We start from the raw sequence: 24,904 nt of genomic DNA, 5'->3' as shown, positions 1-24,904 counted from the left end.
TTCGAATTCAGCCTCGACAAGGCACGGACCCATGCTAGTACTGGGATTGGAAACATCCTGCGACGAAACCGGCGTCGCATTATACGACAGCGAACGTGGCCTGCTGGCCGATGCGCTGTTCAGTCAAATCGACCTGCACCGCGTCTATGGCGGCGTGGTGCCGGAGCTGGCCTCGCGTGATCACGTCAAGCGCATGCTGCCCTTGATCCGCCAGGTACTGGCCGAGGCCGGCTGTGTCGCCACCGAGATCGATGCGATCGCCTACACCGCTGGCCCCGGGCTGGTCGGCGCGCTGCTGGTCGGCGCTTCCTGCGCCCAGGCGCTGGCGTTCGCCTGGGACATCCCGGCGATCGGCGTACACCATATGGAAGGTCACCTGTTGGCGCCCATGCTGGAAGAGACCCCACCAGAGTTCCCGTTCGTCGCTTTGTTGGTCTCCGGCGGCCATACCCAGCTGGTGCGGGTCGATGGCATCGGTCAGTACGAGCTGCTAGGCGAAAGTCTGGACGATGCGGCAGGCGAGGCGTTCGACAAGACGGCCAAGCTGATCGGCCTGAATTACCCCGGAGGCCCGGAAATCGCCCGTCTGGCCGAAAAAGGCGTGCCGGGCCGCTTCGTGTTCCCACGGCCGATGACCGACCGCCCAGGCCTGGAGTTCAGCTTCAGTGGTCTGAAGACCTTCGCCCTGAATACTTGGCAGCAATGCCGGGATGCCGGCGATGATAGCGATCAGACCCGCTGCGACCTTTCGCTGGCGTTCCAGCAGGCGGTGGTCGAGACGTTGACCATCAAGTGCAAGCGCGCGCTCAAGCAGACTGGCCTCAAGCGCCTGGTCATCGCCGGTGGTGTGAGCGCCAACAAGGCCTTGCGCGCCTCGCTGGAAACCATGCTCGCCAGTCTTCATGGCAACGTTTACTACGCACGTCCCCAGTTCTGCACCGACAACGGCGCGATGATCGCCTATGCCGGTTGCCAGCGGCTGCTGGCCGGGCAACGCCAGGACCTGGCGATCAGCGTGCAGGCGCGCTGGCCGATGGAGCAGTTGTCGGCCTTATGAGGCGGGGTGTTGCCGGGCAGGCGTTAGAAATGTCGTTCGCGCCCGGCAAACAGGTCGCGTAGATTGCTGCGGTGGCGCCAGACGATGAGTACTGTAAGCACGGTGATTGGCAGCAGTGCCTCAGGTTCGCGCCAGGCCAGCAATGGCAGTGTCAGCGGTGTGGCAATCAATGCGGCGAGGGAACTGGTGCGGGTCAGGTAGAAGGTCAGCAGCCAGGCGGCGATGGCCAGCAAGGCGGCCGGAAAGTACAGGCCCATGAGCATGCCGGCTGCGGTGGCCACGCCCTTGCCGCCCTTGAAGCAGAAGTAAAGCGGGAACAGATGACCGATGACCGCGCATAGGCCGATCCAGGCTTGCTCCTGAAGGCCGAGGCCGGCCAGTTGGGCGAGCAGCACGGGCAACAGCCCCTTGCACAGGTCGCCGAGCAGGGTCAGGATCGCCAGCTTGCGGCCCGCCAGGCGTAGCATGTTGGTCGCGCCGGCGTTGCCTGAGCCGCTCGAACGCGGGTCCGGGCTGCCGCTGAGGCGGCTGAGGACGATGGCGAAGGACAGAGAGCCGAGCAGGTAGGCAAGCAGCGCCAATAACCAAAACATGCTAACTATTCCGGGCGAGGACGCCTTGATTCTAACGGCGCCAGTCGCCCTTGTCGTGCTGTGGAGAGAAGTGCTTGGACAGAGTGTTCATCGAAGGCCTGGAAGTCGAGACCGTCATCGGTGCCTATGACTGGGAGCGGGATATTCGCCAGTGCCTGCGCCTGGACCTGAGTTTCGCCTGGGACAACCGCCCGGCGGCAGCAGGCGACGACCTGAGCCTTGCCCTGGACTACGCCAGTGTGAGCGCGCGTATTCAGGCGTTCGCCGAGCAGTCGCGCTATGAGCTGGTGGAGACCTTCGCCGAACGCTTGGTTGCGGCGCTGATGGAAGAGTTCAACATCCCTTGGGTACGCCTGAAGCTGACCAAGCCCGGCGCCGTGCCGGCTGCCCGCGGTGGTGTTGGCGTGGAGATTGAGCGCGGATGTCTTTGAGCACGGTTTACCTGGGCCTGGGCAGCAATATCGACCGGGAGGCGCACCTGTGCGCCGGGCTCGATGCGCTGGCGAGCTTTCTGCAGGGCATGCACTGCTCTCCAGTGTTCGAGAGCCAGGCGGTGGGCATCAAGAGTGGGCCTTTCTACAACCTGGTGGTGACCGGCAAGACCGACTTGCCGCTGCTGGAGCTGGACCGTCGGCTCAAGTTCATCGAGGCGGACAATGGTCGCTATGCGCCTGAGCGCAAAGGCCTGCCGCTGGACATCGATGTGCTGATGTATGACGACTTGTTGGGGACGTTCAATGGCTTGGTGCTACCACGGGCCGAGATTCTGAAGAACGCGTTCGTGTTGTGGCCGCTGTCGCTGATCGCGCCGCAACTGGTGCATCCCGGTGAAGGCAAAAGCATGGCTCAGCTGTGGCAGGAGGCGCGGATCGAACAGGTGCTGGCGCCGGTGCCGTTCGAGTGGCGCGGGTTGCAGCTGACGCCACTGCAGCCGATCTGAAGCCATCTGCGTGGGAGCGAGGGCACCCGGTGAATGCGGTATTAACCCAGCGCTCATCGTTGCGCCCGCTCCCATGGCCAGCCATTCAGCGTTGCCTGTAGGCCTCGAGCGCCGTCAGCCGGGCCTCCTTCAGCGCCTCGCCCAGAGCCTGTCCGGTCAGGCCTTTTTCCACCAACCCCTTCACATCGACCGCCTTGGCCACTGCTGCTGCGCCGCGTAGGTAGTCGGCTTGTGGATAGGCCTGGTTCTCGCCTCGGCTTCGCGCTTGTGCCTGGCAGGCGGCGATGAAGTCCTCCAAACGCTGGGGACGACGGTACACATCGAACTTCTGCAGTAACTCGATAAGCTCAGCAGCGCTCAGTTCCAGAGCACCATGGCACAGCGTTTGGCATTCCACGACCAGCAAGGCCAGTTCCTGGGACTCCCGGGGCGCCTTGAACCGCTGGTTGAGTGCCTTGGCCTGGTTCAGGTCGGTAAGTTCATGCAGCAGGCAGGCCCAGCGTACGTTGAGCGGTAACTGCTCGCCGGCGGCCTGTTCCAGTGCTTGCAGGGTATGGCTTTGCTGCTTGTCCAGCAGTGCGTCCACCTCTGGCATCAGGACCTTCAGGGCGCCGCAGTCGCGCAGCACCTGGATGAATACCTGGGGTTGATCCTCCATCAGCGCGCGCTCTATCTCCTTCCAGCTGCGCTCGGCGGTAAGCGCCTGCAATTCGCCGGATGCGCTGATCTGGCGCATCAGCTCGAGCGTTTCGTCGGCGACCCGAAACCCCAGCGGCGCATAGCGGGCGGCGAAGCGGGCCACCCGCAGTACGCGCAGCGGATCTTCGGCGAAAGCCGGAGAAACATGACGCAATAAGCGCTGATCCAAATCCTTCTTGCCATGATAAGGATCGTACAAATTGCCTAGTTCGTCTTCGGCCATGGCGTTGATGGTAAGGTCCCGGCGGATCAGGTCCTCTTCGAGGGTTACATCGGGGCTGGCATGGAAGGTAAACCCACCATAACCCCGCCCGCTCTTGCGTTCGGTACGCGCCAAGGCGTACTCCTCGCCCGTGCGCGGATGAATGAACACCGGGAAATCAGCCCCGACCGGGCGGTAGCCCAGGGCCTGCATCTGGTCGACCGTAGCGCCGACTACCAGCCAGTCGATATCGCTGACCGGGCGCCCGAGCAGGCGGTCGCGTACCGCGCCACCGACTTTATAGATCTGCATGAAAAACCTCCGTGACTGCCGACAGGATACCCTGTCGACAGCTACGGAAGGGGGCTCTAGAGGTGGTGGACCACTGCCAGGTCCATGCGACCGTACTCTCCCGCTTCGCTCTGGTCGCCGCGGGGAGGCATGTGATGGGTCTTCATGACCTGGTCGCCTTGCACGGTTTCCAAGTGGATATCGAAGCCCCACAGACGATGAAGGTGCTTGAGCACTTCCTCGGTGGAGTCGCCCAGCGGCTTGCGATTGTGCTGCTGGTGGCGCAGGGTCAGGGAGCGGTCGCCGCGACGGTCGATGCTCCAGATCTGCACGTTGGGTTCGCGATTGCCCAGGTTGTACTGGGCGGCCAGTTGCTCTCGGATGATCCGGTAGCCAGCTTCGTCGTGGATCGCCGGTACCAACAGGTCGTCGCGCTGGTCGTCATCCAGGATGCTGAACAGCTTGAGGTCTCGGATCACCTTGGGCGAGAGGTATTGCAGGATGAAGCTTTCGTCCTTGAAGCTGCTCATGGCGAATTTGAGGGTGGAAAGCCAGTCGCTGCCGGCGATGTCAGGGAACCAGCGACGATCTTCTTCCGTAGGGTGTTCGCACATGCGACGGATGTCCGTGTACATCGCAAAACCCAGGGCATAAGGGTTGATACCGCTGTAGTAAGGGCTGTCGAAGCCCGGCTGGAACACCACGCTTGTGTGCGACTGCAGGAACTCCATCATGAAGCCTTCGGTCACCAGGCCTTCATCGTAGAGGTCGTTCATCAGGGTGTAATGCCAGAACGTCGCCCAGCCTTCATTCATGACTTGGGTCTGTCGCTGCGGGTAGAAGTACTGGGCAATCTTACGCACGATACGCACCACTTCGCGCTGCCAGGGCTCGAGCAGCGGCGCGTGTTTTTCGATGAAATAGAGGATGTTTTCCTGCGGTTCGGCGGGGAAGCGCACATCATCGCGTTCATTGCCTTTTTCCGAACCCTTCGGGATGGTGCGCCACAGGTCGTTGATCTGCCGTTGCAGGTGCTCCTCGCGCTCTTTTTGCCGCCGACGCTCTTCCTCGGCAGAAATGGGGTAGGGGCGCTTGTAACGGTCGACGCCGTAGTTCATCAGGGCGTGACAGGAATCGATGAGGTCTTCGACGGCATCGATGCCGTGGCGTTCCTCGCATTGGGCGATGTACTGCTTGGCGAACACCAAGTAGTCGATGATGGAGCTGGCGTCGGTCCAAGTGCGGAACAGGTAGTTGCCCTTGAAGAAGCTGTTGTGGCCATAGCAGGCATGGGCGATTACCAGCGCCTGCATGCACATGGTGTTTTCTTCCATCAGATAGGCGATGCACGGATCGGAGTTGATCACGATCTCGTAGGCCAGGCCCATCTGGCCACGGCTGTAGGACTTCTCCGTACTGAGGAACTGCTTGCCGTAGGACCAATGGTGATAGCCCAGCGGCATGCCGACGGAGGCATAGGCGTCCATCATCTGCTCGGCAGTGATCACCTCGATCTGGTTGGGGTAGGTGTCCAAGGCGTAGCGCTCGGCCAGGCGGCTGATTTCGCGGTCATAGGCCTGGATAAGCTCGAACGTCCACTCGGACCCGGTGGAGATGGGTTGGCGTCTCTGCTCTCTGGCGGTCATGTGGCTAACCTGCGCTGGAAGAGTTCACGGAAGACCGGGTAGATATCACCGGCCGATACCAACTGCTGCTGGGCGAAGGTATCTGGGAAAGCCTCGCCGATGCGCTCGTATTCATACCAGAGCGCCTGGTGTTCGCGAGGGGTGATCTCGACGTAAGTGTAGTACTGCACATGCGGCATGATCTGCTTGGAGAGGATGTCGCGGCAGATCGGCGAGTCGTCGTTCCAGTTGTCGCCGTCCGAGGCCTGGGCGGCATAGATGTTCCAGTCGCTGGCCGGGTAGCGTTCGGCCATGATTTCCTGCATCAGCTTGAGTGCGCTGGAAACAATGGTGCCGCCGGTTTCACGGGAGTAGAAGAACTCTTCTTCGTCCACCTCGCGCGCGCTGGTGTGGTGGCGAATGAATACCACCTCGATGCGATCGTAGTTCCGCTTGAGGAACAGGTACAGCAGGATGAAAAACCGTTTGGCGATGTCCTTGGTGGCCTGGGTCATGGAGCCGGACACGTCCATCAGGCAGAACATCACCGCTTTGGAGCTGGGGTTGGGCTGCTTGACCAGCAGGTTGTACTTGAGGTCGAAAGTGTCGAGGAAGGGCAGGCGGTTGATGCGTGCCTTGAGGCGTTCAATTTCGGCCTCGGTGGCCTGGATATCGGTGAAATTGTCCGGCTCCTCGACCTTGAGGCGGGCGAGCTCAGCCTGGGCCTCGCGTAGCAGGGCACGGCTGCTGCCGGTCAGGGCAATACGCCTGGCGTGGGCCGAGCGCAGGGTGCGGACAATGTTGATGCGCGAGGGGTTACCTTCGTTGGCGATGCCTGCACGCACGGTCTTGAAGGTGTCGGCGCCGGTCAGGTGACGCTTGACCAGGTTAGGCAGTTCCAGGTCCTCGAACATGAATTCGAGGAATTCTTCCTGGGTGATCTGGAACACGAAATCATCCATGCCCTCCCCGGAATTGCCGGCCTTGCCGCGGCCGCCACCCCCTCCGCCACCCTGTGGCCGGGGGATATGCTCGCCTGCGGTGAACTCTTTGTTGCCGGGGTGGATGATGGTCTGTTTGCCGCCACGACCATGGTGCAGCACGGGTTCGTCGATATCACGACCCGGAATGCTGATCTGCTCGCCATGCTCCATGTCCATGATGGAGCGGCGGCTCACGGCCTCTTCGACGGCTTTCTTGATGTGCTCACGGTACCGCCGCAAGAAGCGTTGGCGGTTGACCGTGCTCTTGTTCTTGCCGTTCAGGCGTCGGTCGATTACGTAGCTCATGGTCCCTCCGGTGACTGGATGCAGCTGCAAGCCTCAAGCTGCAAGAATGAGCAGCCACCGCTGCTGCAAGCTGTGGCGCGAGACGTGGCCTGGCGCCGGACAGCTTGCAGCTTGCGGCTTGTCGCTTGCCGCTTTATTGCGATTTCCTGACCCGCAGATACCATTCCGACAGCAGGCGAACCTGTTTGTCGGTGTAGCCACGCTCCACCATCCGGGTGACGAAGTCGTTGTGTTTCTGTTGATCCTCCTTACTGGCCTTGGCGTTGAAGCTGATGACCGGCAGCAGGTCTTCGGTGTTGGAGAACATTTTCTTCTCGATCACCACGCGCAGCTTCTCGTAGCTCAGCCAGCTGGGGTTCTTGCCGTTGTTGTTGGCTCGCGCCCGCAGCACGAAGTTGACGATCTCGTTGCGGAAATCTTTCGGGTTGCTGATGCCGGCCGGCTTCTCGATCTTCTCCAGCTCTTCGTTGAGGGCAATGCGGTTGAGGATCTCGCCGGTTTCCGGGTCGCGGTACTCCTGGTCCTGGATCCAGAAGTCGGCGTACAGCACGTAGCGGTCGAAGATGTTCTGGCCGTATTCGCTGTAGGACTCCAGATAGGCGGTCTGGATCTCCTTGCCGATGAACTCGATGTAGCGGGGAGCCAGGTATTCCTTGAGGTAACGCAGGTAACGCTCGCGTACTTCGGCAGGGAACTGCTCCTGTTCGATCTGCTGTTCGAGCACATAGAGCAGGTGCACCGGGTTGGCGGCGATTTCATGCGGATCGAAGTTGAACACCTTGGAGAGGATCTTGAAGGCGAAGCGGGTCGACAGGCCGTTCATGCCTTCATCGACACCGGCGGCGTCGCGGTATTCCTGGATCGACTTGGCCTTCGGATCGGTGTCCTTGAGATTCTCACCGTCGTAGACGCGCATCTTCGAGTAGATGTTGGAATTCTCCGGCTCCTTCAAGCGCGACAGCACGGTGAACTGCGCGAGCATCTTGAGGGTGTCCGGTGCGCAATGGGCCTTGGCCAGCGAGCTGTTGATCAACAGTTTGTCGTAGATCTTCACTTCGTCGCTGACACGCAGGCAGTACGGCACCTTGACGATGTAGATCCGGTCGATGAACGCCTCGTTATTCTTGTTGTTGCGGAAGGTGTGCCATTCCGATTCGTTGGAGTGGGCCAGCAGAATCCCGGAGTAGGGGATCGCTCCGAGGCCTTCGGTGCTGTTGTAGTTGCCTTCCTGGGTGGCGGTGAGCAGCGGGTGCAGGACCTTGATCGGCGCCTTGAACATCTCGACGAACTCCATCAGGCCCTGGTTGGCCCGGCACAGCGCGCCCGAGTAACTGTAGGCGTCGGCGTCGTTCTGCGGGAATTCCTCGAGCTTGCGGATATCCACCTTGCCGACCAAGGCGGAAATGTCCTGGTTGTTCTCATCGCCTGGTTCGGTCTTGGCGATGGCGATCTGGTTGAGGATGGAAGGATAGAGCTTGACCACCCGGAACTTGGAGATGTCGCCGCCGAACTCCTGCAGGCGCTTGGTGGCCCACGGGGACATGATGGTGTTCAAGTAGCGGCGCGGGATGCCGAATTCTTCTTCAAGAATGGCGCCGTCTTCGCTGGCATTGAACAGCCCCAGGGGCGATTCGAACACCGGGGAGCCCTTGATGGCGTAGAAAGGGACCTTCTCCATGAGCTGCTTGAGCTTCTCGGCCAGGGACGATTTGCCGCCACCCACCGGGCCCAGCAGGTACAGGATCTGTTTCTTCTCTTCCAGGCCCTGTGCGGCATGGCGGAAGTACGAGACGATCTGGTCGATGCATTCTTCCATGCCGTGGAAGTCGGCAAAGGCCGGATAGCGCCTTATTACCTTGTTGGAGAAGATTCGCGACAGCCTGGAATTCGTTGAGGTATCGACCAGCTCTGGTTCGCCTATGGCCAGCAACAGCCGTTCGGCCGCCGATGCATAGGCACTGCGATCCTCTTTGCACAGCTCGAGGTACTCCTGCAGCGAGAATTCTTCCTGGCGGGTTGACTCGAAACGTTGTTGGAAGTGGCTAAAAATGCTCATGACGTCACCTCGCTCGATACGTTGGAGCCGACGCCGGATCAGTCAGCATGATGCTGGCATGCAACCGGGCTGGCCGATTGCTGTATACCCCCCAGAACACCCGTAGAAACGCTACCGATGACCCGCACGCCGGTGTACCGGCTCTCCCCTTTTTTGGATGGCCTGGGCTTAAGGATAGTTGGTTATACGGGAGGTCAAGGGCGCGAGGCCGAGAAGATACTCACGACCGTTCGTCAGGAAAGGCCCAAGCCCGCACGTGGCGCGGGCTGCGGGAAAATGAAAATTTTTATTCGGCGCCGCCTTGAGCGGTTTCAGCCGGGTAGGTGTTGCGCCACAGCTCGAAGCCGCCATCGAGGCTGTACACCTCGGAAAAGCCCTGGCCCACCAGATAGGCCGCGGCGCTCTGGCTGGAATTGCCGTGGTAGCAGACCACCAGGGTCGGTGCATCGAGGTCGGCATTGCGGATGAACTCCGCGACCGAATGGTTATCCAGATGTGTGGCGCCACTGATATGGCCGGCAGCAAACGCCTGTGGGTCGCGAATGTCGACGACCACCGCACCTTGCTCACGCAAGGCCAGGGCCTGCTCGGGAGGGATGCGCTTGAATTCGCTCATGGGTCGGTTTCCTTCGGGGCTGATCGTTAAGTCTAGTCGGTTATGCCGATTGGCGTGGGGTGCCATCGTCGGCGCACTCGCAGCGGTGGAATTCGCCGCTGTCGACGTTGTACAGCGTCATGGCGCCACCCCAGACGCATCCGGTGTCCAGGCCGATGACATCGGGGACATCGACACGACCTTCCAGGGCGGCCCAGTGGCCGAAGAGGATCTTCACATGACGTGAGCGGCGGTCCTTGTGGGCGAACCAGGGCTTATAGCCCTTGGGGGCGCTGTCCAGGCCTTCCTTGCTCTTGAGGTCGAGCTTGCCCTCGGCAGTGCAAAAGCGCATGCGGGTGAAATAGTTGGTGATGACCCGCAGGCGTTCGACGCCGGTCAGGTTCTTGCTCCATTTGTTCGGCTCGTTGCCGTACATGCCATCGAGAAAGAGCTGCAGGCGAGTGTCGTCGCGCAGCACTTCCTCCACTTCGGCCGCCAGTTCGAGCGCCTTGCCCAGGGTCCACTGGGGCGGGATGCCGGCGTGGACCATGGCGATACCGCGTGCCTCGTCATAGTGCAGCAGCTTCTGCTGGCGCAGCCAGTCGAACAGCTGGTCGGCGTCTGGTGCTTCGATGATCTCGCGCAGGGTGTCGCTCTTCTTCAAGCGCTCGACGTTGTACCAGGCTGCCAGCAGATGCAGGTCATGGTTGCCCAGCACACACACCAGCGACTGGCGGATCGAATACAGAAAGCGCAGGGTCTCGAGGGACTCGGGGCCGCGGTTGACCAAGTCGCCTACCAGCCACAGGCGGTCCACGGCGGGGTTGAAGTGCACGCGTTCGAGCAAGCACTTGAGCGGCTGCAGGCAGCCCTGCAGGTCGCCGACCGCGTACACCGCCATCAGTGCAGTGCTCCAGGCACGGCCAGGCGGAACGGCGCGATAGGCGCATCGAAGTGTTTGCCGTCCTCGGCGAACATCTGGTAGCTGCCCTGCATGGTACCGACACGGGTCGTGAGCACCGCGCCGCTGCTGTAGGTGTGGCTGTCGCCTGGCTCGATGAGCGGTTGCTGGCCGACCACACCCGCCCCGCGAACCTCTTCGACTTCCCCGTCACCGTTGGTGATCAGCCAATGGCGTGAGACCAGACGGGCCTTGAGCGTGCCGTTGTTTTGCACAGTGATCGTGTAGGCGAAGGCAAAGCGGTCGTTGTCGGGATCGGATTGTTCTTTGAGGTAACGGGTCACGACGCTGACGTCGATCTGATAGCGGGGGTCTGACATGCAAAGGCCTTGGACGAGCGGACGCAAATACTGCAATGGTTGCAGTCTAGGCCATGGACGGGGCTTGAGGCCAGTTATGCAGGGCCTGGCGTCGCTTGTAGACATTATCGGCCCCACCGCGGGTTTGTCTGCGCGATGGGGCCACACCAATGGCGTGTGCTTAGCTGGCGCTTGGCTGCTCGGCCAGCTTGTCGGCCAGGCGTACGAACGCCGCGAGATCCAGTTGTTCTGGACGCAGGCTGCCATCGACACCCGCTGCCTCGATGGCCTGGCTGTCGAGCAGCCCTTTAAGGGTGTTGCGAAGGGTCTTGCGACGCTGGTTGAAGGCCTCGCGCACGATGCGTTCTAGCAGGCGTGGATCCTTGGCCGGGTGCGGCAGGGTTTCATGCGGTACCAGGCGGACGATGGCTGAGTCCACTTTCGGCGGCGGGTTGAAGGCGCCAGGGCCGACGTTGAACAAGTGTTCCACGCGGCAGTGGTACTGCACCATGATCGACAGGCGGCCCCAGTCGCCGCCTCCTGGGCCGGCGGCCAAACGCTCGACCACTTCCTTTTGCAGCATGAAGTGCATGTCGCGGATCAGGTTGGCGTGTTCCAAGAGGTGGAAGATCAGCGGGGTGGAGATGTTATAGGGCAGGTTGCCCACCACCTTGAGGCTGCGCTCAGGCACGCCCAACTGATTGAAGTCGAACTTCAAGGCATCGCCCTGGTGCAGGCGGAAGTTGTCCCGGTCTGCAAACTTGTGCTGGAGAATCGGCACAAGGTCCTTGTCCAGCTCGACGACGTCCAGTTGGGCGCCGCTGCCCAGCAGGCCTTCGGTCAGGGCGCCTTGGCCCGGGCCGATTTCCAGCAGATGCTCGCCGGGTTTGGCATTGATGGCACGCAGGATGCGGTCGATGATGCCGGCGTCGTGCAGGAAGTTCTGGCCGAAGCGCTTGCGCGCCCGGTGTTGGTATTGCTCGGTCATGGTCGGTTCTCGGCCATCTGGTAGGCGGTTTCCAGGGCGACACGCAGGCTGCCGGTGTCGACTTTGCCGGTGCCAGCCAGGTCCAGGGCGGTGCCGTGGTCGACCGACGTGCGGATGATCGGCAAGCCCAAGGTCACGTTGACTGCGGCGCCAAAGCCTTTGTACTTGAGTACCGGCAGGCCCTGGTCGTGGTACATCGCCAGCACCGCATCGCAGTGCTCCAGATATTTGGGGGTAAACAGGGTATCGGCCGGTAGCGGACCACGCAGGTCCATGCCTTGGCTGCGTAGGCGCTGCAAGGCGGGCTCGATGATGTCGATTTCTTCGCGGCCCAGGTGACCGCCTTCGCCGGCATGCGGGTTGAGACCGCAAACCAGGATGCGGGGCTGGGCGATACCGAACTTGTCGCGCAGGTCGGCATGCAGGATCCGCGTGACCCGCTCCAGGCGCTCGGCGGTGATGGCGTCGGCGACGTCACGTAGGGGCAGGTGGGTAGTCACCAGCGCCACGCGCAATCCATGGGTGGCCAGCATCATCACCACCTGGTTGGTGTGGGTAAGGTCAGCCAAAAATTCGGTATGGCCGGAGAAAGCGATGCCGCTTTCATTGATCACGCCCTTGTGCACCGGTGCGGTGATCATGCCGGCGAAATGCCCATCCAGACAGCCTTGGCCAGCGCGGGTCAAGGTCTGCAGCACGAACGCGGCATTAGCCTTGTCCAACTGCCCGGGTACAACCGGGGTGGCCAATGGCGTATCCCAGACATACAGGCTGCCGGCGGGGGCGGGTTGGTCGGGCCAGGCGCCTTGGATGACCGGCAGCAGATTGACAGCCAGCCCCAGCTGCGTGGCCCGCTCGGCGAGCAGGTCACGGCTGGTGATGGCGATCAAGGGATGAGGCTGAGCCTCGGCGGCCAGCAGCAGGCACAGGTCTGGGCCTATGCCGGCCGGCTCGCCGGGCGTGACGGCGAAGCGCAGGGGCTTCACTGGGCGGCCTGGTCGGCGCCAGGCAGCTTGATTTCAACGTAGGCTTCGTCGCGGATTTGACGCAGCCAAGTCTGCAGCTCTTCATCGTACTTACGGTTGCGCAGCACGCTCAGGGCCTGCTGTTCGCGCGCTTGCTCGGTGCTGTCGGTAGCGCGGCGGCCCAGCACTTCCAGTACGTGCCAGCCGTACTGGGTACGGAACGGACGGGTCACTTCGCCCTGGGGGGCGTTGGCCATCTGTTCGCGGAACTCCGGCACCAGGCTGTTGGGGTCAACCCAGTTGAGGTCGCCACCGTTGAGGGCCGAACCTGGGTCTTCCGAGAAGCTCTTGGCCAGCTCGCCGAAGTCTTCGCCGTTCTTGATGCGCTCATACAGGCGCTCGGCCAGTTGCTCGGTGGCCGCATCGCTGCGGATCTCGCTTGGCTTGATCAGGATATGGCGAACATGGACTTCGTCACGCAGCACGCTGGCATTGCCCCCACGCTTTTCCTCGAGCTTGAGGATAATGAAGCCGTTGGGGATGCGGATTGGCTGGGTGATGTCGCCGTCGGCCATGCTGCTCAACATCTTGGCGAAATCAGGCGGCAGTTGGCCGGCTTTACGCCAGCCCATCTCACCGCCTTCCAGGGCGTTCTCGCTGGCGGAGCGGGCGATGGCCATCTGGCCGAAGTCCGCACCTTGCTTGAGCTGCTGGTAAACGTCACCGGCTTGGCGGGCGGCCGCCTGGATCGCCTCGGAGTTTGCGCTTTCCGGGGTCGGGATCAGGATGTTGGCCAGGCGGTACTCTTCCGACAGTTGCATCTTGCCTAGGTCGGAGTTGAGGTAGTTCTTCACTTCCTGTTCGGAGACCTGGATACGCTCGGCCACACGGCGTTGGCGCACGCGGCTGATGATCATCTCGCGCTTGACCTGGTCACGGGCGTCGTCGAACGACAGGCCATCGTGGGCCAGGGCGGCACGGAACTGATCGAGGCTCATGCCGTTGCGCTGGGCAATGGTACCGATGGCCTGGTTGAGCTCTTCGTCAGTGATGCGGATGCCCGAACGTTCGCCGATCTGCAGTTGCAGATTCTCGACGATCAGGCGCTCCAGCACTTGCTGCTCCAGGGCTCCGGCCGGGGGCACGCCGCCGCCGCGCTTGGCGATGGTCTGCTGCACTTCGCGGATGCGTTGATCCAGTTGGCTTTGCATGACCACGTCGTTGTCGACGATGGCCACCACGCGGTCCAGAGGTTGTACCGCGGCATGCACCGCGCCACTCAGCAATGCAGCGCCCAGCAGCAGCGGGCGCAGTCGATCAATAAGCTTGGTCTTCACGTGTACGGTAACCTTGAATGCCTTCGTCGAGGAACGTCTCGACCTTGTTGCCCACAACGCCGCCGAGGCCTTTGAGGACGATTTGCAAGAAGACGCCGTGGTCGCCCTTCTCGTTTTGCGGCAGTGCCTGGCTGAAGTCGTCGTAGTCGATCCAGTAACGGTTGATCAGACGCAGCTTCCAGCAGCAGTTGTCGTACTCGAAACCACCCATGGCTTCCAGGGTGCGGTTGCGGTTGTAGTCATGCTGCCAGCGACCGATCACGCTCCACTGAGGAACGATCGGCCAGATGACCGAGAAGTCGTGCTGCTGGATCTTGTAGTAGTCCTTGACGTAGTTCGGGCTGCCCGGGGTGCCGTAGTCGCCACCACCCACCTGCCAGGTGCCGGTGAGCGAGTCGTAGCGAACCAGGTCGTTGCGGTAGCGGTAGCCTGCGTTGATGACCTTGTTCGGGTTGTCTTCCGGCTGGTAGTGGAACATGGCGCTGCCGGAGCGTGGCTTGCGGCTGTCCGGGTCCCAGTTGTAGTCAGAGTTGAAGCGCCAGTCGCGGTTGAAGGCGTACTGGTATTCCAAGGCGTACGGGGAAACGTCCGACTGCGAGTCGGCACGGGTCCGCCAGTCGATACCTGGCATCTGCACCTTGCGGTCGCGGAAGTACAGGGCCTGGCCGACGCTCAAGCGCTGGCGCTCGAAGCCGTTTTCCTCGATCCAACGGTTAGTCACGCCCAGCGACAGCTTGTTCTCGTCGCCGATGCGGTCGGAGCCGCTGAAGCGGTTGTCGCGGAACAGCGAGGCGTAGTTGAAGTAAGTTTCTCCAGTGTCGAAGACCGGGATGTCCTTCTGATCCTCATACGGCACGTAGAGGTAGAACAGGCGCGGTTCGAGGGTCTGGCGGTAGTTCTTGCCGAACCATTGGGTGTTGCGGTCGAAGTACAGGCCGCTGTCGACGCTGAAGACCGGAACACTGCGGTTTTGAGTGCTGGAAAAGTCGCCACGTAGCTCACGTGTTGCCGGGCTGGCATTGGCAAGATCGGTCTTGCCCTTGTTGTCCAGGTCCAGATCGTAGTGCGTATAGACGTACTTCAGCTTCGGTTTGAGGAACCCGTAGCTGGCTTCCATCGGCAAGCTGATGGCTGGCGCGGCATTCAGGCGGGTGCCGTTGGCGCGCGCGAGGCCGAAGACGTTCTGATCGAGGCGTCGACCTGGCGCACCCGCGGAGGTGTCCGGCAAACCATCTTCGTTGTAAACGAAGTCGTCCTTCAGGTCACGATCGAAGCGCACGGCTTCGGTCTGGTAGCTGAAGTCGAACCCGCCCGGGTGATAGGGCAGGAGGCCGTTGAAGGTGACCTGCGGCAGCTTGTCGTACGGTGTGGTCCGCGACAGCGTCGCCATCTCATACGCTTGCAGATTCAAGCGTGCCTGGTAGCTATCACCACGATAGGTGAGGGTACCGCGCTGGTTGACCACATCCCGACTTTCAACACCAATCTGACCGGTTTCCAGATCCTGGAAGTAGAACGGGTCGCTGATGTCGGTGTAGTCAACCTCGCTCATCAAGCGCGAATCCAGCCCGCCCTTGTGCTGCCAGTTGTACATCCAGCGCTGTTCTTTGTAGTCGGTCTGATCTTTACGATCGTCGTTCTTGTCGTTCAGGTACGCAGCACCGAGCTGGCCTTCGCTGGACTTGGTGAGGTAGCGGAATTCGCCTTCCATCAACATGCCGCGTTTGGCCATGTAGCGCGGGTACAGCGTGGCGTCGTAGTTTGGCGCCAGGTTGAAGTAGTACGGCGTGACCAGCATGAAGCCGGTGTCGCTGCTGGTGCTGAACGACGGCGGCAGGAAGCCGGACTGGCGACGGTCGTCGATCGGGAAGTAGATGTACGGTGTATAGAACACCGGGAAATCCTTGACCCGCAGGGTGACGTTGGTCGCGGTACCGAAGCCGGTGGCCGGGTTCAGGGTGATGTTGTTGCCCTTGAGCTGCCATGCGTTGCTGCCCGGCTCACAGGTGGTGTAGGTACCGTCCTTGAGGCGGATGATGGCGTTTTCGCCACGCTTGGCGTACAGCGCGTTGCCGCGAATGTGCGACTTGTGCATCACGTATTCGGCGTTGTCGACCTTGGCCTCGCCGGTATCCAGCTGGATTTCGGCCTGGTCGCCGACGACCAGCGAGCCATTGTCGCGCAGCTTGACGTTGCCCTTGAGCTCGCCGCGGTTCTCGGCCTGGTACAGGTTGGCCTCGTCGGCCTGGACCTGCATGCTGCCCTGGCGCATGACCACGTCACCGGCGAGGGTGGCGATCTGCTGCTCCTGCTGGTAGCGGGAGACCTTGGCGTTCAGGTAGGTCGGCGCTTCGTCCTTGGGCGTGGTGTCATCCATGCCAGGACGCGACGGCTCGATGTAGGCGCCACCGCAGTACGGACCGGTCTCAGCCAATTGGGCGGCGGTGAGTTTGTCGCGGGGAACCCAGTCAAGGTGGCTGTAGTCTTCGCTACGCGACTTCAGGCCGCGGCCCTTGCTCTCGGTGACCAGCACCGGCTTGGGTTCGCCATCGGCGTCGGTCTCGGCGACCTGGGCGCCACCGCCCGAGCTCAGCGCGGCGCCTTCATGCACTGGGCGCGGCGGCAGGTTGTTGGCCGTGGTCTTGGGCTTGCAGTCCCAACCACCGGAGGCGGACACTTGGCAGTCGAACTGCTCGGCTGCCACCACGTATGACGTGGCCAGAGGTTGCAGAGCCAGCAGACCGCCAGTCACCAGCAACGGAAACTTTCTACGAAACGCGGGGGATTTCAATGCCATCTTATTAGTCCGGGCTTCCTGCGTGCCATCTGCCCGCGTGTGGGGCCGCACGCCTCTCGATGGTCTGAAAAAGATGCTGGATAATAAAGCATGACCCGCTTGACGGCTAGGGCCGTCGGAGACCCTTGTAATGCCCGATCACGATGTACGCCTGCAACAACTGACCGCTTGGCTCGATGAGCAGCTTGACCGTCTTTTCCGTGAAAACGCCTGGGGCGAGGTGCCAGAAGGCGCCCTGACCGCCGCCAGCAGCGACGCGAGCTTCCGTCGCTACTTCCGCTGGCAGGGGGGCGCACGCAGCTTCGTGATCATGGATGCGCCGCCGCCACAAGAGAATTGCCGGCCCTTCGTCGACATCGATCATCTACTGGCCAGTGCCGGCGTGCACGTGCCGGCCATCCACGCCCAGGATCTGGAGCGTGGCTTCCTGTTGCTGGGGGATCTGGGCCGTCAGACCTACCTGGATGTCATCGATGCCGGCAATGCCGATGCCCTGTTCGCCGATGCCATCGACGCCTTGCTGGCCTTCCAGCGCCTGCCGATGGACGCGCCGTTGCCCAGCTACGATGTCGCCCTGCTGCGCCGCGAAGTGGAGCTGTTCCCCGAATGGTACGTCGGGCGCGAGCTGGGCCTGACGTTCACCGATTCGCAGCAGGCGACCTGGCAGCGGGTGAGTCAGTTGCTGATCGACAGTGCCCTGGCCCAGCCCAAAGTCCTGGTGCATCGCGACTATATGCCGCGCAATCTGATGCAGAGCACACCGAACCCTGGCGTGCTGGACTTCCAGGACGCCGTCTACGGCCCGGTGACCTATGACATCACCTGCCTGTTCAAAGACGCGTTCGTCAGTTGGCCCCAGCTGCGAGTCGAGGGCTGGCTACGCGATTACTGGCAGAAAGCCCAAGCGGCCGGCATCCCCGTGCAGGCCGACTTCGAGGACTTCCACCGCGCCAGTGACCTGATGGGCGTGCAGCGTCACCTGAAGGTCATCGGCATCTTCGCCCGTATCTGCCACCGCGACGGCAAGCCGCGATATCTGTCTGACGTGCCGCGATTCTTCGCCTATATAGATGAAGTGATCAGCCGTCGTCCCGAGCTGGCCGAACTGGGGCAACTGATCGCCGAGCTGAAGGCCGGAGCGCGTTCATGAAGGCTATGATCCTGGCAGCGGGCAAGGGCGAGCGCATGCGTCCCCTGACCTTGCATACTCCCAAGCCACTGGTGCCAGTGGCAGGCCAGCCATTGATCGAATATCACCTGCAGGCGCTGGCCAAGGCGGGCTTCACCGAGGTGGTGATCAACCACGCCTGGCTGGGCCAGCAGATCGAGGATCACCTGGGCGACGGTGCCCGGTTCGGCCTGCACATTCGCTACTCGCCCGAGGGCGAACCGCTGGAAACCGGCGGCGGGATCTTCAAGGCGCTGCCGTTGTTGGGCGATGCGCCGTTTCTGCTGGTCAACGGCGATATCTGGACCGACTACGACTTCGCCCGGCTGCGCGTGCCCATGAGGGGGCTTGCGCACCTGGTACTGGTCGACAATCCAGGCCATCACGGCCGTGGTGACTTTCGTCTGGATGGCGATTCGGTTGTCGATGGCGACGAGGCACCTGGCACCCTGACCTTCAGCGGCATCTCCGTACTCGATCCTGCATTGTTCGAAGGCTGTGAGCCCGGCGCGTTCAAGCTCGCGCCATTGCTGCGCCATGCAATGGCCAAGGGGCGTGTGAGCGGTGAGCACTTCCAGGGGCGCTGGGTCGATGTCGGCACCCTAGAGCGCCTGGCCGAGGTCGAGCGTTTGATCGGCGAGCGCGTTTGATATGTGGTGGCCAAGCACATTGATAGGTGCCGGCGCCGGTTTCGCCGTGGCCAGCATCCCCGGTGCGTTGCTCGGGGCCTTGCTTGGCCAGGCCATGGACCGGCGCTTGCGTCTGGAGGGCTGGGAAGACCTGCGTGAGCGTCTGGGTGGACGCCCGGCATTGCGTGACGAGGAACTGCTATTCGTCCTGCTCGGGCGACTGGCCAAGAGCGATGGCCGTGTCGTGGATGGGCACATCCAGCAGGCCCGCCAGGAAATGACCCGTCTGGATATGGCCGAGCCGGCTCGGTTACGGGCAATCGCCGCCTTCAATCGTGGCAAGTCGGGCAAGGTGCGTGTGGGGCGCTATTTGCAGCGAATCAAGCAACAGCCCCATGCCGCTGAAGGCACCCTACGCGCCTGCTGGCGGATGGTCTGGGCGGATGGCAAGGCGGGGATGCGTGAGCGCGAGCTGCTGCTGGAGTGGGGGCGCCGGCTAGGCCTGTCGCGGACTCAGATCCAGGCGCTGGCTCTTGAATACGAACCGCGCAAGGCGGCTCCGGAGGGCGCCGTGTTGACCTACGCAGCAGCCCTGCGCCTACTCGGGGTCGAGGCGGACAGCGAGATCGAGCACGTCAAGCAAGCCTATCGCCGGCTGGTCAGCAAGCATCATCCGGACAAGCTCGCCGGTAGCGGGGCCAGCGACGCGCAGGTGCGCGAGGCGACCGAGCGCACCCGTGAGCTGCACCAGGCCTATGCCCTGGTGCGCAAGCGGCGCGGGCTTTGACGCCTCTGACCTGGGGCGGGCGCGCGGCCGCGATGGGCTGCAAGGCAGCCCCTCCAATCACTCCTGAGGCATCAGCCACCCACGCACCCGGCGGAACAGCTGCTCCTGCTGCGCCGCCGCATTCCCCGGCATGGCAATCAGCGACAGCTGCCGATACTGGCTGTCCTTCTGCCGCTTGCTGGCCTGCAGGCGCTGCTCGGCAGCACGGCGGTCACGCGGTTGCGTGCTGTAGTAGACGTCGGCGGTCGGCACCTTCACGGTGGGCGCCAGAGCTTCGAGGTCCTGTTCCACCTGGGCCGGTGTCTGCGCGGCGATCATCACCAGCTTTTGCACCTGTGGCGGCTGTCGCTCGCTGAGGTAACGCGCGGCCCAATAAGCGCCGCTGCCATGGCCGACCAGGGCGATGGTGCGCGCGTTGTGCTGTTGGGCAAAGGCCACTGCGGCGTCGAGGCGGGCGAAGATGCGCTCGGCATCGGCCGGATCGTTTTGCTCGGTGGCTTCCTTGGCATCGGTGCTGGCGGCCGCATCGGCTTCGGCGGCCGTGGCCTGGGCAACGTTGGCGTTGGCATCTTCCGGCGTGTCCTTGGCGGGCGCCGATTCGCCTTCGCCCTTTTCAGGTTCGGGGGCAGGCTTGCTCTCGGCTCGCGGCTGCGGGCTCTCGCTGACAAGGTCCGGCAGGCTGATGCTCAAGCTGTGCCAGCCGACATCGGGAAACTTGCGCCGCAGCGGCCCGACAGCATTGGGCCAGTCGGCGTTTTCACCGGCACCCGGGACGATGATCACAGCGCCCTTGGGGTCGGCATCGTTGGCCGGCTTCCACAAAGCGAGGAAGCTTTCGGCGCCCGCCTGCAAGGTTTGCTGTTCGGCCTTGGGCACGGTACGTTCGAGCGCCTGGGCATCTTCCTGGCTGCGTTCGGCCAGGGGTGGGCGAGGTGCGGGCGCCGTGGGCGACTCTGCGGCGGCGGGAGGTGTTTGAGGTTCGGCGGCCTGTGTGCCGAGCGGTAGGATCGTGGCCAGGCAGCAAATGGCCAGCGTCGTGCGATAAAGTGTGAACATGAATCAACCCAAGGCCAGAATGATACCGGCAGCCTAATAGTATTTGTCCGTGACGGCCATGCGCATCGGCCGTCCTTGCCCAGACGAGCGTGTAGATGAAGCGAATGCGTTGCCTGTTGGTTATCGGCTGGTTGCTGCTGCCCTTGATCGCCTTGGCAAGGCCCGCGCCTGAGCCTTCGGTGGTGTTGGAGCCGGCTCAGCAGCAATGGCTGGATGACCATCGCAACCTGCGGGTCGGCCTGGTGCTGCAGGCGCCCTATGCCCAGTTCGATCGTCGGCTGCAGCAGTTCTATGGTGCCAATGTCGAGATCGTGAATGCGCTGGCGCGGCTGCTCAGGCTGGACCTGACGTGGCGCAACTTCCCGGATCAGGCAGCACTCGAACATGCCCTGCAAGCCGGTGAGATCGATTTCGCGCCCGGTCTGACCCAGACCCCGGCCAGCTTGCGCCTCTGGTCGTTCAGCGATCCCTACATGCGTGTGCCGCAAATGGTCGTCGGGCTGCGCACCGGAGCGGTGGCGGTCGAGCTGGAAAACCTGGGCGCCAACGACCGGGTGGCGGTGCGCATGCCCAGCGCCTTGGCCGATTACCTGCGGGCCAACTACGTCAACCTCAACCTGCAGGGCGTGCCCAACGAGCGCCAGGCCCTGCAATTGGTGCTGGGTGGCCAGGCCAGTTTCGCGGTCATGGATGAAGCACGCCTGAGCGGGTTGTCTCGGGAAAGCGAGTTCGGCGAACTGGCGGTGGTCGGTGACATTGGCCTGCCGCAACTGCTTCGGGTCGGCTCGCGGCGCGACTGGCCGATCCTGGCCGATGTCCTGGAGCGCGGCTTGCAGGCCATTCCTGCCAAGGAGCTGGAACAGCTGCACCAGCGCTGGCTGCAACCGAAATACCCACGGCTGAGCGACACCGCAGGCTTCTGGCAGAACCTGGCGTCGTTGTTCGGCCTGTTGCTCATCTGTGCAGTGGTCACGCTGCTCTGGCAACGGCGTCAGCAGCACCAGCTTGAGCGCAACCTGCTGGCCACGCGGGAAACCCTGGCCGAACGCCAGACGCGCGAAGAGGCGCTGCGCCTAAGCCAATTTTCCATCGACCAGAGCACGGTCGGCATTCTCTGGGTCAACTGGGACAGCCATGTGCGCTACGCCAACCACGCCGCCGAGCGCATGCTCGGCAGGGGTGAGGGCGAGTTGCTGGACCGGCCGCTGATCGACTTCGAGCCCAACCTGCACATGGACCGCTGGTTGCAGTTGTGGAAACGCGTGCGCACCGGCGATGGAGGGGTCGAGCCGTTCGAGACCCAATGCCTGCGCAGCGACGGCAGCCTGTTACCGGTGGAGCTGTCGCTGAGCTTTCTGCGTTTTCGCGATGCCGAGTACCTGGTGATGTTCATCACCGACATTACCGAGCGCCGCCGCGCCCTGGCGGCGTTGCGCGAAAGCGACGCCCGGCTCAAGGGCATCGCAGGCAACGTCCCTGGGCTGGTGTTCCGTCTGGAGCGCGATCCGGCCGAAGGTGATCTGGAGTTTCCGTACATCAGTGAGGGCAGCGAAGCGCTGGTTGGCTATGCGCCAGCCCAGATCCAGCATCCGGACATGGGCCTTCGCAACTTGGTCCATCCCGAGGACCGTGCCGATTACCACCGGGTCCAGGACTTGGCACTGGCCACCGACCAAGACTGGTCCTGGCAGGGGCGGATCCTCACCCGTCAGGGCGAACAGCGCTGGGCCGACATCAAGGCCAGCACCCGGCGCCTGGCCGACGGCCGGGTGGTGTGGGACGGGATTGTCTGGGACATCACCCAGAGCAAGCGGGTCGAGCTGGAGCTGGCGCGGTCCCAGGAGCAGTTACGTGAGCTCTCGGCGCACTTGGAGAGCGTGCGTGAAGAGGAAAAAGCGCGGATTGCCCGGGAAGTCCATGATGAACTGGGGCAGATGCTCACCGTGCTCAAGCTCGAAGTGTCCATGTGCGAGCTGGCCTATGCCCAACTCGACCCTGGCCTGAATGAGCGTCTGGACAGCATGAAGCGCCTGATCGCGCAGTTGTTCCAGCTGGTGCGCGACGTGGCCACGGCCTTGCGTCCGCCGATCCTCGATGCCGGCATCGCCTCGGCCATCGAATGGCAGGCACGGCGCTTCGAGGCGCGTACGCAGATTCCCTGTCTGGTCCAGGTGCCGGACAATCTGCCAGCATTGAGTGACGCCAAGGCCATCGGCCTGTTCCGGATCCTGCAGGAGGCACTGACCAATGTCATGCGCCACGCCCAGGCCCATACCGTGCAGATCGAGCTGGCGCGCGAGGAGGGCTGTCTGCGCATGACGGTCATCGACGATGGTGTGGGGTTCAGCTGCGATCAGGCCAGGCCAACGTCCTTCGGCCTGGTGGGCGTGCGCGAGCGGGTCCTGATGCTGGGCGGCGGCATGACGCTGGACAGCGAGCCGGGTGAAGGTTGTAGCCTGAGTGTGACCATTCCGTTGGGGTAGGGGAGAACGACTGTGATACGCGTGCTAGTGGCCGAAGACCACACGATTGTCCGCGAGGGCATCAAACAGCTGATCGGCCTGGCCAAGGACATGCAGGTGGTGGGCGAAGCCGGCAACGGCGAGCAACTGCTCGAGACCCTGCGTCATACGCCCTGTGAGGTGGTGCTGCTGGATATTTCCATGCCTGGGGTGAACGGCCTGGAGGCGATCCCGCGTATCCGGGCGCAGCACAACCCGCCCTCGATCCTGATGCTGTCCATGCATGACGAAGCGCAGATGGCCGCCCGAGCCCTGAAGGCCGGCGCCGCAGGCTATGCCACCAAGGACAGCGACCCGGCCCTACTGCTCACCGCTATCCGGCGGGTGGCCGCTGGCGGACGCTACATCGACCCGGCGCTGGCGGACCGCATGGTCTTCGAGGTCGGCCTGACCGAGACCCGGCCCTTGCATACGCTGCTGTCGGAGCGCGAGTTCTCGGTATTCGAACGCCTTGCCCAAGGCGCCAACGTCAACGACATCGCCCAGCAGCTGGCGCTCTCGAGCAAGACCATCAGCACCCACAAGGCGCGCTTGATGCAGAAGCTCAAGGTGAACTCCCTGGCGGAGCTGGTGAAGTACGCGATGGAGCACAAACTGGTGTGAGTGTTCTGGTTGCGACAGCTGTGCTCTTATGCCCGGCCCTTCGCTTGTGGGAGCGGGTTTGCCCATGAAAGGGCTGGGCCTGCGATTCGCGTTGCCTGGGCTGATCTCGTCGGGGGTATAGCCGCTCCCAGAGCGGGGGATGCTGGGCTGGCGCACTGTCCCAATCCCGCCACTCTTGTAGGGATCGCCCTACAACAAATCTTCCATCCGGATGATGGCATTCTCTCAGCACCCCCGATTTTCCCGGGCTTGCGCCTTCTCTAGTCTTTGCCTACGCAGTCATTCCAACAAGAAGGTGCAGGCATGAGCGAGGCGAATTCGAACGCTGCCACCGGCGAGATCCTGGTCAGCTTCCGCGGTGTGCAGAAAAGCTACGACGGCGAATCGCTGATCGTCAAAGACCTCAACCTGGACATCCGCAAGGGTGAGTTCCTGACCCTGCTCGGTCCGTCCGGCTCGGGCAAGACCACCAGCCTGATGATGCTGGCCGGTTTCGAGACTCCTACCGCGGGTGAAATCCAGCTGGCCGGGCGCTCGATCAACAACGTGCCGCCGCACAAGCGTGACATCGGCATGGTGTTCCAGAACTACGCGCTGTTCCCGCACATGACCGTGGAGGAGAACCTGGCGTTTCCTCTGACCGTGCGCAACCTCAGCAAGACCGACATCAGCGAGCGGGTCAAGCGCGTGCTGACGATGGTCCAGCTCGATGCTTTCGCCAAGCGCTACCCGGGCCAGTTGTCCGGTGGCCAGCAGCAGCGTGTGGCCCTGGCCCGCGCACTGGTGTTCGAGCCGCAATTGGTGTTGATGGACGAACCGCTCGGCGCGCTGGACAAACAGCTGCGTGAACACATGCAGATGGAGATCAAGCACATCCACCAGCGTCTGGGCGTGACCGTGGTCTACGTGACCCACGACCAGGGCGAGGCGCTGACCATGTCCGACCGGGTAGCGGTATTCCACCAAGGCGAGATCCAGCAGATCGCCCCGCCGCGCACCCTCTACGAAGAGCCGCGCAATACCTTCGTGGCCAACTTCATCGGCGAGAACAATCGCCTCAACGGCACCTTGCTGTCCCGTGATGGCGAACGCTGCCAGGTTCAGCTGGCCCGTGGGGAGCGGGTCGAGGCCTTGGCGGTGAACGTCGGCGAGGCGGGTGATCCTGTGACCTTGTCGATCCGCCCCGAGCGCGTGCGCCTAAACGGCCACAGTGAAAGTTGCGTCAATCGCTTCTCCGGCCGCGTAGCCGAATTCATCTACCTGGGCGACCACGTGCGGGTTCGCCTGGAAGTCTGCGGCAAGGGTGACTTCTTCGTGAAGCAGCCGATCGCCGAACTCGACCCGGCCCTGGCTGTGGGCGATGTGGTACCGCTTGGCTGGGAGGTGGAGCACGCCCGCGCGCTCGATCCGATTGCCGAAGCCCATTGATGGTTTGCTTCACCAAC

22 protein-coding genes are annotated in these 24,904 nt (G+C 62.7%); 9 read left to right on the top strand and 13 right to left on the bottom strand.

All coding sequences use genetic code 11. From position 1 onward, the window contains the following. Positions 1-31 precede the first annotated feature (31 nt). Positions 32-1,057, top strand: coding sequence for a tRNA (adenosine(37)-N6)-threonylcarbamoyltransferase complex transferase subunit TsaD (gene tsaD / locus DQ397_RS08035; protein WP_043210373.1), 1,026 nt, complete (start codon positions 32-34; stop codon positions 1,055-1,057). A 23-nt stretch (positions 1,058-1,080) separates the two neighbouring features. On the opposite strand, the gene plsY is transcribed toward tsaD, so the two are convergent. Beyond that, the gene (gene plsY / locus DQ397_RS08030; RefSeq protein ID WP_043210374.1) at positions 1,081-1,650 is read right to left on the bottom strand and encodes a glycerol-3-phosphate 1-O-acyltransferase PlsY; all 570 of its coding nucleotides are present in this window, start codon (positions 1,648-1,650) and stop codon (positions 1,081-1,083) included. A 74-nt stretch (positions 1,651-1,724) separates the two neighbouring features. Here plsY and folB point away from each other — a divergent pair, with 74 nt between their 5' ends. Together folB and folK are read left to right on the top strand one after the other, a co-directional pair. Next, the gene (gene folB, locus DQ397_RS08025; RefSeq protein ID WP_043210375.1) at positions 1,725-2,081 is read left to right on the top strand and encodes a dihydroneopterin aldolase; all 357 of its coding nucleotides are present in this window, start codon (positions 1,725-1,727) and stop codon (positions 2,079-2,081) included. Next, complete coding sequence (folK, locus tag DQ397_RS08020) at positions 2,072-2,590, top strand: 2-amino-4-hydroxy-6-hydroxymethyldihydropteridine diphosphokinase (RefSeq protein ID WP_043210376.1); 519 nt, start codon at positions 2,072-2,074, stop codon at positions 2,588-2,590. The genes folB and folK overlap by 10 nt, the downstream gene beginning before the upstream one ends. An 85-nt stretch (positions 2,591-2,675) precedes the next feature. Here the strand turns inward: folK and DQ397_RS08015 are convergent, their stop codons facing one another. The 11 genes from DQ397_RS08015 to DQ397_RS07965 form a co-directional block, all read right to left on the bottom strand. Further along, complete coding sequence (locus DQ397_RS08015; RefSeq protein ID WP_043210378.1) at positions 2,676-3,803, bottom strand: multifunctional CCA addition/repair protein; 1,128 nt, start codon at positions 3,801-3,803, stop codon at positions 2,676-2,678. A gap of 56 nt (positions 3,804-3,859) precedes the next feature. Beyond that, positions 3,860-5,428: a SpoVR family protein gene (locus DQ397_RS08010; protein WP_043210380.1), complete on the bottom strand. Its 1,569-nt coding sequence runs from the start codon at positions 5,426-5,428 to the stop codon at positions 3,860-3,862. Further along, positions 5,425-6,696: a YeaH/YhbH family protein gene (locus DQ397_RS08005; RefSeq protein WP_043210382.1), complete on the bottom strand. Its 1,272-nt coding sequence runs from the start codon at positions 6,694-6,696 to the stop codon at positions 5,425-5,427. Before DQ397_RS08005 ends, DQ397_RS08010 begins: the two co-directional genes overlap by 4 nt. Before the next feature lie 133 nt (positions 6,697-6,829). Beyond that, complete coding sequence (locus DQ397_RS08000; RefSeq protein WP_043210384.1) at positions 6,830-8,752, bottom strand: PrkA family serine protein kinase; 1,923 nt, start codon at positions 8,750-8,752, stop codon at positions 6,830-6,832. A gap of 286 nt (positions 8,753-9,038) precedes the next feature. Beyond that, positions 9,039-9,368, bottom strand: a complete 330-nt coding sequence (gene glpE / locus DQ397_RS07995; RefSeq protein ID WP_043210386.1) for a thiosulfate sulfurtransferase GlpE — start codon at positions 9,366-9,368, stop codon at positions 9,039-9,041. A 40-nt stretch (positions 9,369-9,408) separates the two neighbouring features. After that, positions 9,409-10,248, bottom strand: a complete 840-nt coding sequence (locus tag DQ397_RS07990; protein ID WP_043210389.1) for a symmetrical bis(5'-nucleosyl)-tetraphosphatase — start codon at positions 10,246-10,248, stop codon at positions 9,409-9,411. Then, positions 10,248-10,628, bottom strand: a complete 381-nt coding sequence (gene apaG / locus DQ397_RS07985) for a Co2+/Mg2+ efflux protein ApaG (RefSeq protein ID WP_043210391.1) — start codon at positions 10,626-10,628, stop codon at positions 10,248-10,250. Before apaG ends, DQ397_RS07990 begins: the two co-directional genes overlap by 1 nt. A 160-nt stretch (positions 10,629-10,788) precedes the next feature. Continuing rightward, positions 10,789-11,595, bottom strand: coding sequence for a 16S rRNA (adenine(1518)-N(6)/adenine(1519)-N(6))-dimethyltransferase RsmA (gene rsmA, locus DQ397_RS07980; RefSeq protein ID WP_043210394.1), 807 nt, complete (start codon positions 11,593-11,595; stop codon positions 10,789-10,791). Further along, the gene (gene pdxA, locus DQ397_RS07975; protein ID WP_043210396.1) at positions 11,592-12,581 is read right to left on the bottom strand and encodes a 4-hydroxythreonine-4-phosphate dehydrogenase PdxA; all 990 of its coding nucleotides are present in this window, start codon (positions 12,579-12,581) and stop codon (positions 11,592-11,594) included. The genes rsmA and pdxA overlap by 4 nt, the downstream gene beginning before the upstream one ends. Next, positions 12,578-13,897, bottom strand: a complete 1,320-nt coding sequence (surA, locus tag DQ397_RS07970; RefSeq protein WP_043210397.1) for a peptidylprolyl isomerase SurA — start codon at positions 13,895-13,897, stop codon at positions 12,578-12,580. Before surA ends, pdxA begins: the two co-directional genes overlap by 4 nt. Next, positions 13,878-16,694 (bottom strand): LPS-assembly protein LptD, encoded by a 2,817-nt coding sequence (locus DQ397_RS07965; protein WP_043210401.1) that lies wholly within the window; start codon positions 16,692-16,694, stop codon positions 13,878-13,880. The genes surA and DQ397_RS07965 overlap by 20 nt, the downstream gene beginning before the upstream one ends. Positions 16,695-16,824: 130 nt before the next feature. Between DQ397_RS07965 and DQ397_RS07960 the strand changes: the two genes are divergently transcribed. From DQ397_RS07960 to DQ397_RS07950, 3 genes are read left to right on the top strand one after another with little or no spacing between them, the layout of a single operon-like run. Beyond that, positions 16,825-17,844, top strand: coding sequence for an aminoglycoside phosphotransferase family protein (locus DQ397_RS07960; protein WP_043210402.1), 1,020 nt, complete (start codon positions 16,825-16,827; stop codon positions 17,842-17,844). Continuing rightward, positions 17,841-18,512, top strand: a complete 672-nt coding sequence (murU, locus tag DQ397_RS07955) for an N-acetylmuramate alpha-1-phosphate uridylyltransferase MurU (RefSeq protein ID WP_043210404.1) — start codon at positions 17,841-17,843, stop codon at positions 18,510-18,512. The genes DQ397_RS07960 and murU overlap by 4 nt, the downstream gene beginning before the upstream one ends. A 1-nt stretch (position 18,513) precedes the next feature. Beyond that, the gene (locus DQ397_RS07950) at positions 18,514-19,278 is read left to right on the top strand and encodes a TerB family tellurite resistance protein (RefSeq protein ID WP_043210406.1); all 765 of its coding nucleotides are present in this window, start codon (positions 18,514-18,516) and stop codon (positions 19,276-19,278) included. Between the two features lie 57 nt (positions 19,279-19,335). On the opposite strand, the gene DQ397_RS07945 is transcribed toward DQ397_RS07950, so the two are convergent. Further along, positions 19,336-20,334: an alpha/beta hydrolase family protein gene (locus DQ397_RS07945; RefSeq protein WP_043210408.1), complete on the bottom strand. Its 999-nt coding sequence runs from the start codon at positions 20,332-20,334 to the stop codon at positions 19,336-19,338. 95 nt (positions 20,335-20,429) lie between these two features. On the opposite strand from DQ397_RS07945, the gene DQ397_RS07940 reads away from it, so the two are divergent. The 3 genes from DQ397_RS07940 to DQ397_RS07930 all read left to right on the top strand — a co-directional run bounded on the left by DQ397_RS07940 (position 20,430) and on the right by DQ397_RS07930 (position 24,887). Then, the gene (locus DQ397_RS07940; RefSeq protein WP_043210409.1) at positions 20,430-22,817 is read left to right on the top strand and encodes a PAS domain S-box protein; all 2,388 of its coding nucleotides are present in this window, start codon (positions 20,430-20,432) and stop codon (positions 22,815-22,817) included. Positions 22,818-22,829: 12 nt separating this feature from the next. Then, positions 22,830-23,459: a response regulator transcription factor gene (locus tag DQ397_RS07935; RefSeq protein ID WP_043210412.1), complete on the top strand. Its 630-nt coding sequence runs from the start codon at positions 22,830-22,832 to the stop codon at positions 23,457-23,459. A 303-nt stretch (positions 23,460-23,762) separates the two neighbouring features. After that, positions 23,763-24,887: an ABC transporter ATP-binding protein gene (locus DQ397_RS07930; RefSeq protein ID WP_043210413.1), complete on the top strand. Its 1,125-nt coding sequence runs from the start codon at positions 23,763-23,765 to the stop codon at positions 24,885-24,887. Positions 24,888-24,904 lie beyond the last annotated feature (17 nt).

The sequence above is a fragment of the Pseudomonas sp. CK-NBRI-02 genome (assembly GCF_008124495.1).
Lineage (GTDB): Bacteria > Pseudomonadota > Gammaproteobacteria > Pseudomonadales > Pseudomonadaceae > Aquipseudomonas > Aquipseudomonas guariconensis.
The sequence above is the reverse complement of the archived record's forward strand: the minus strand, read 5'-3'. Positions and strand labels throughout refer to the sequence as shown.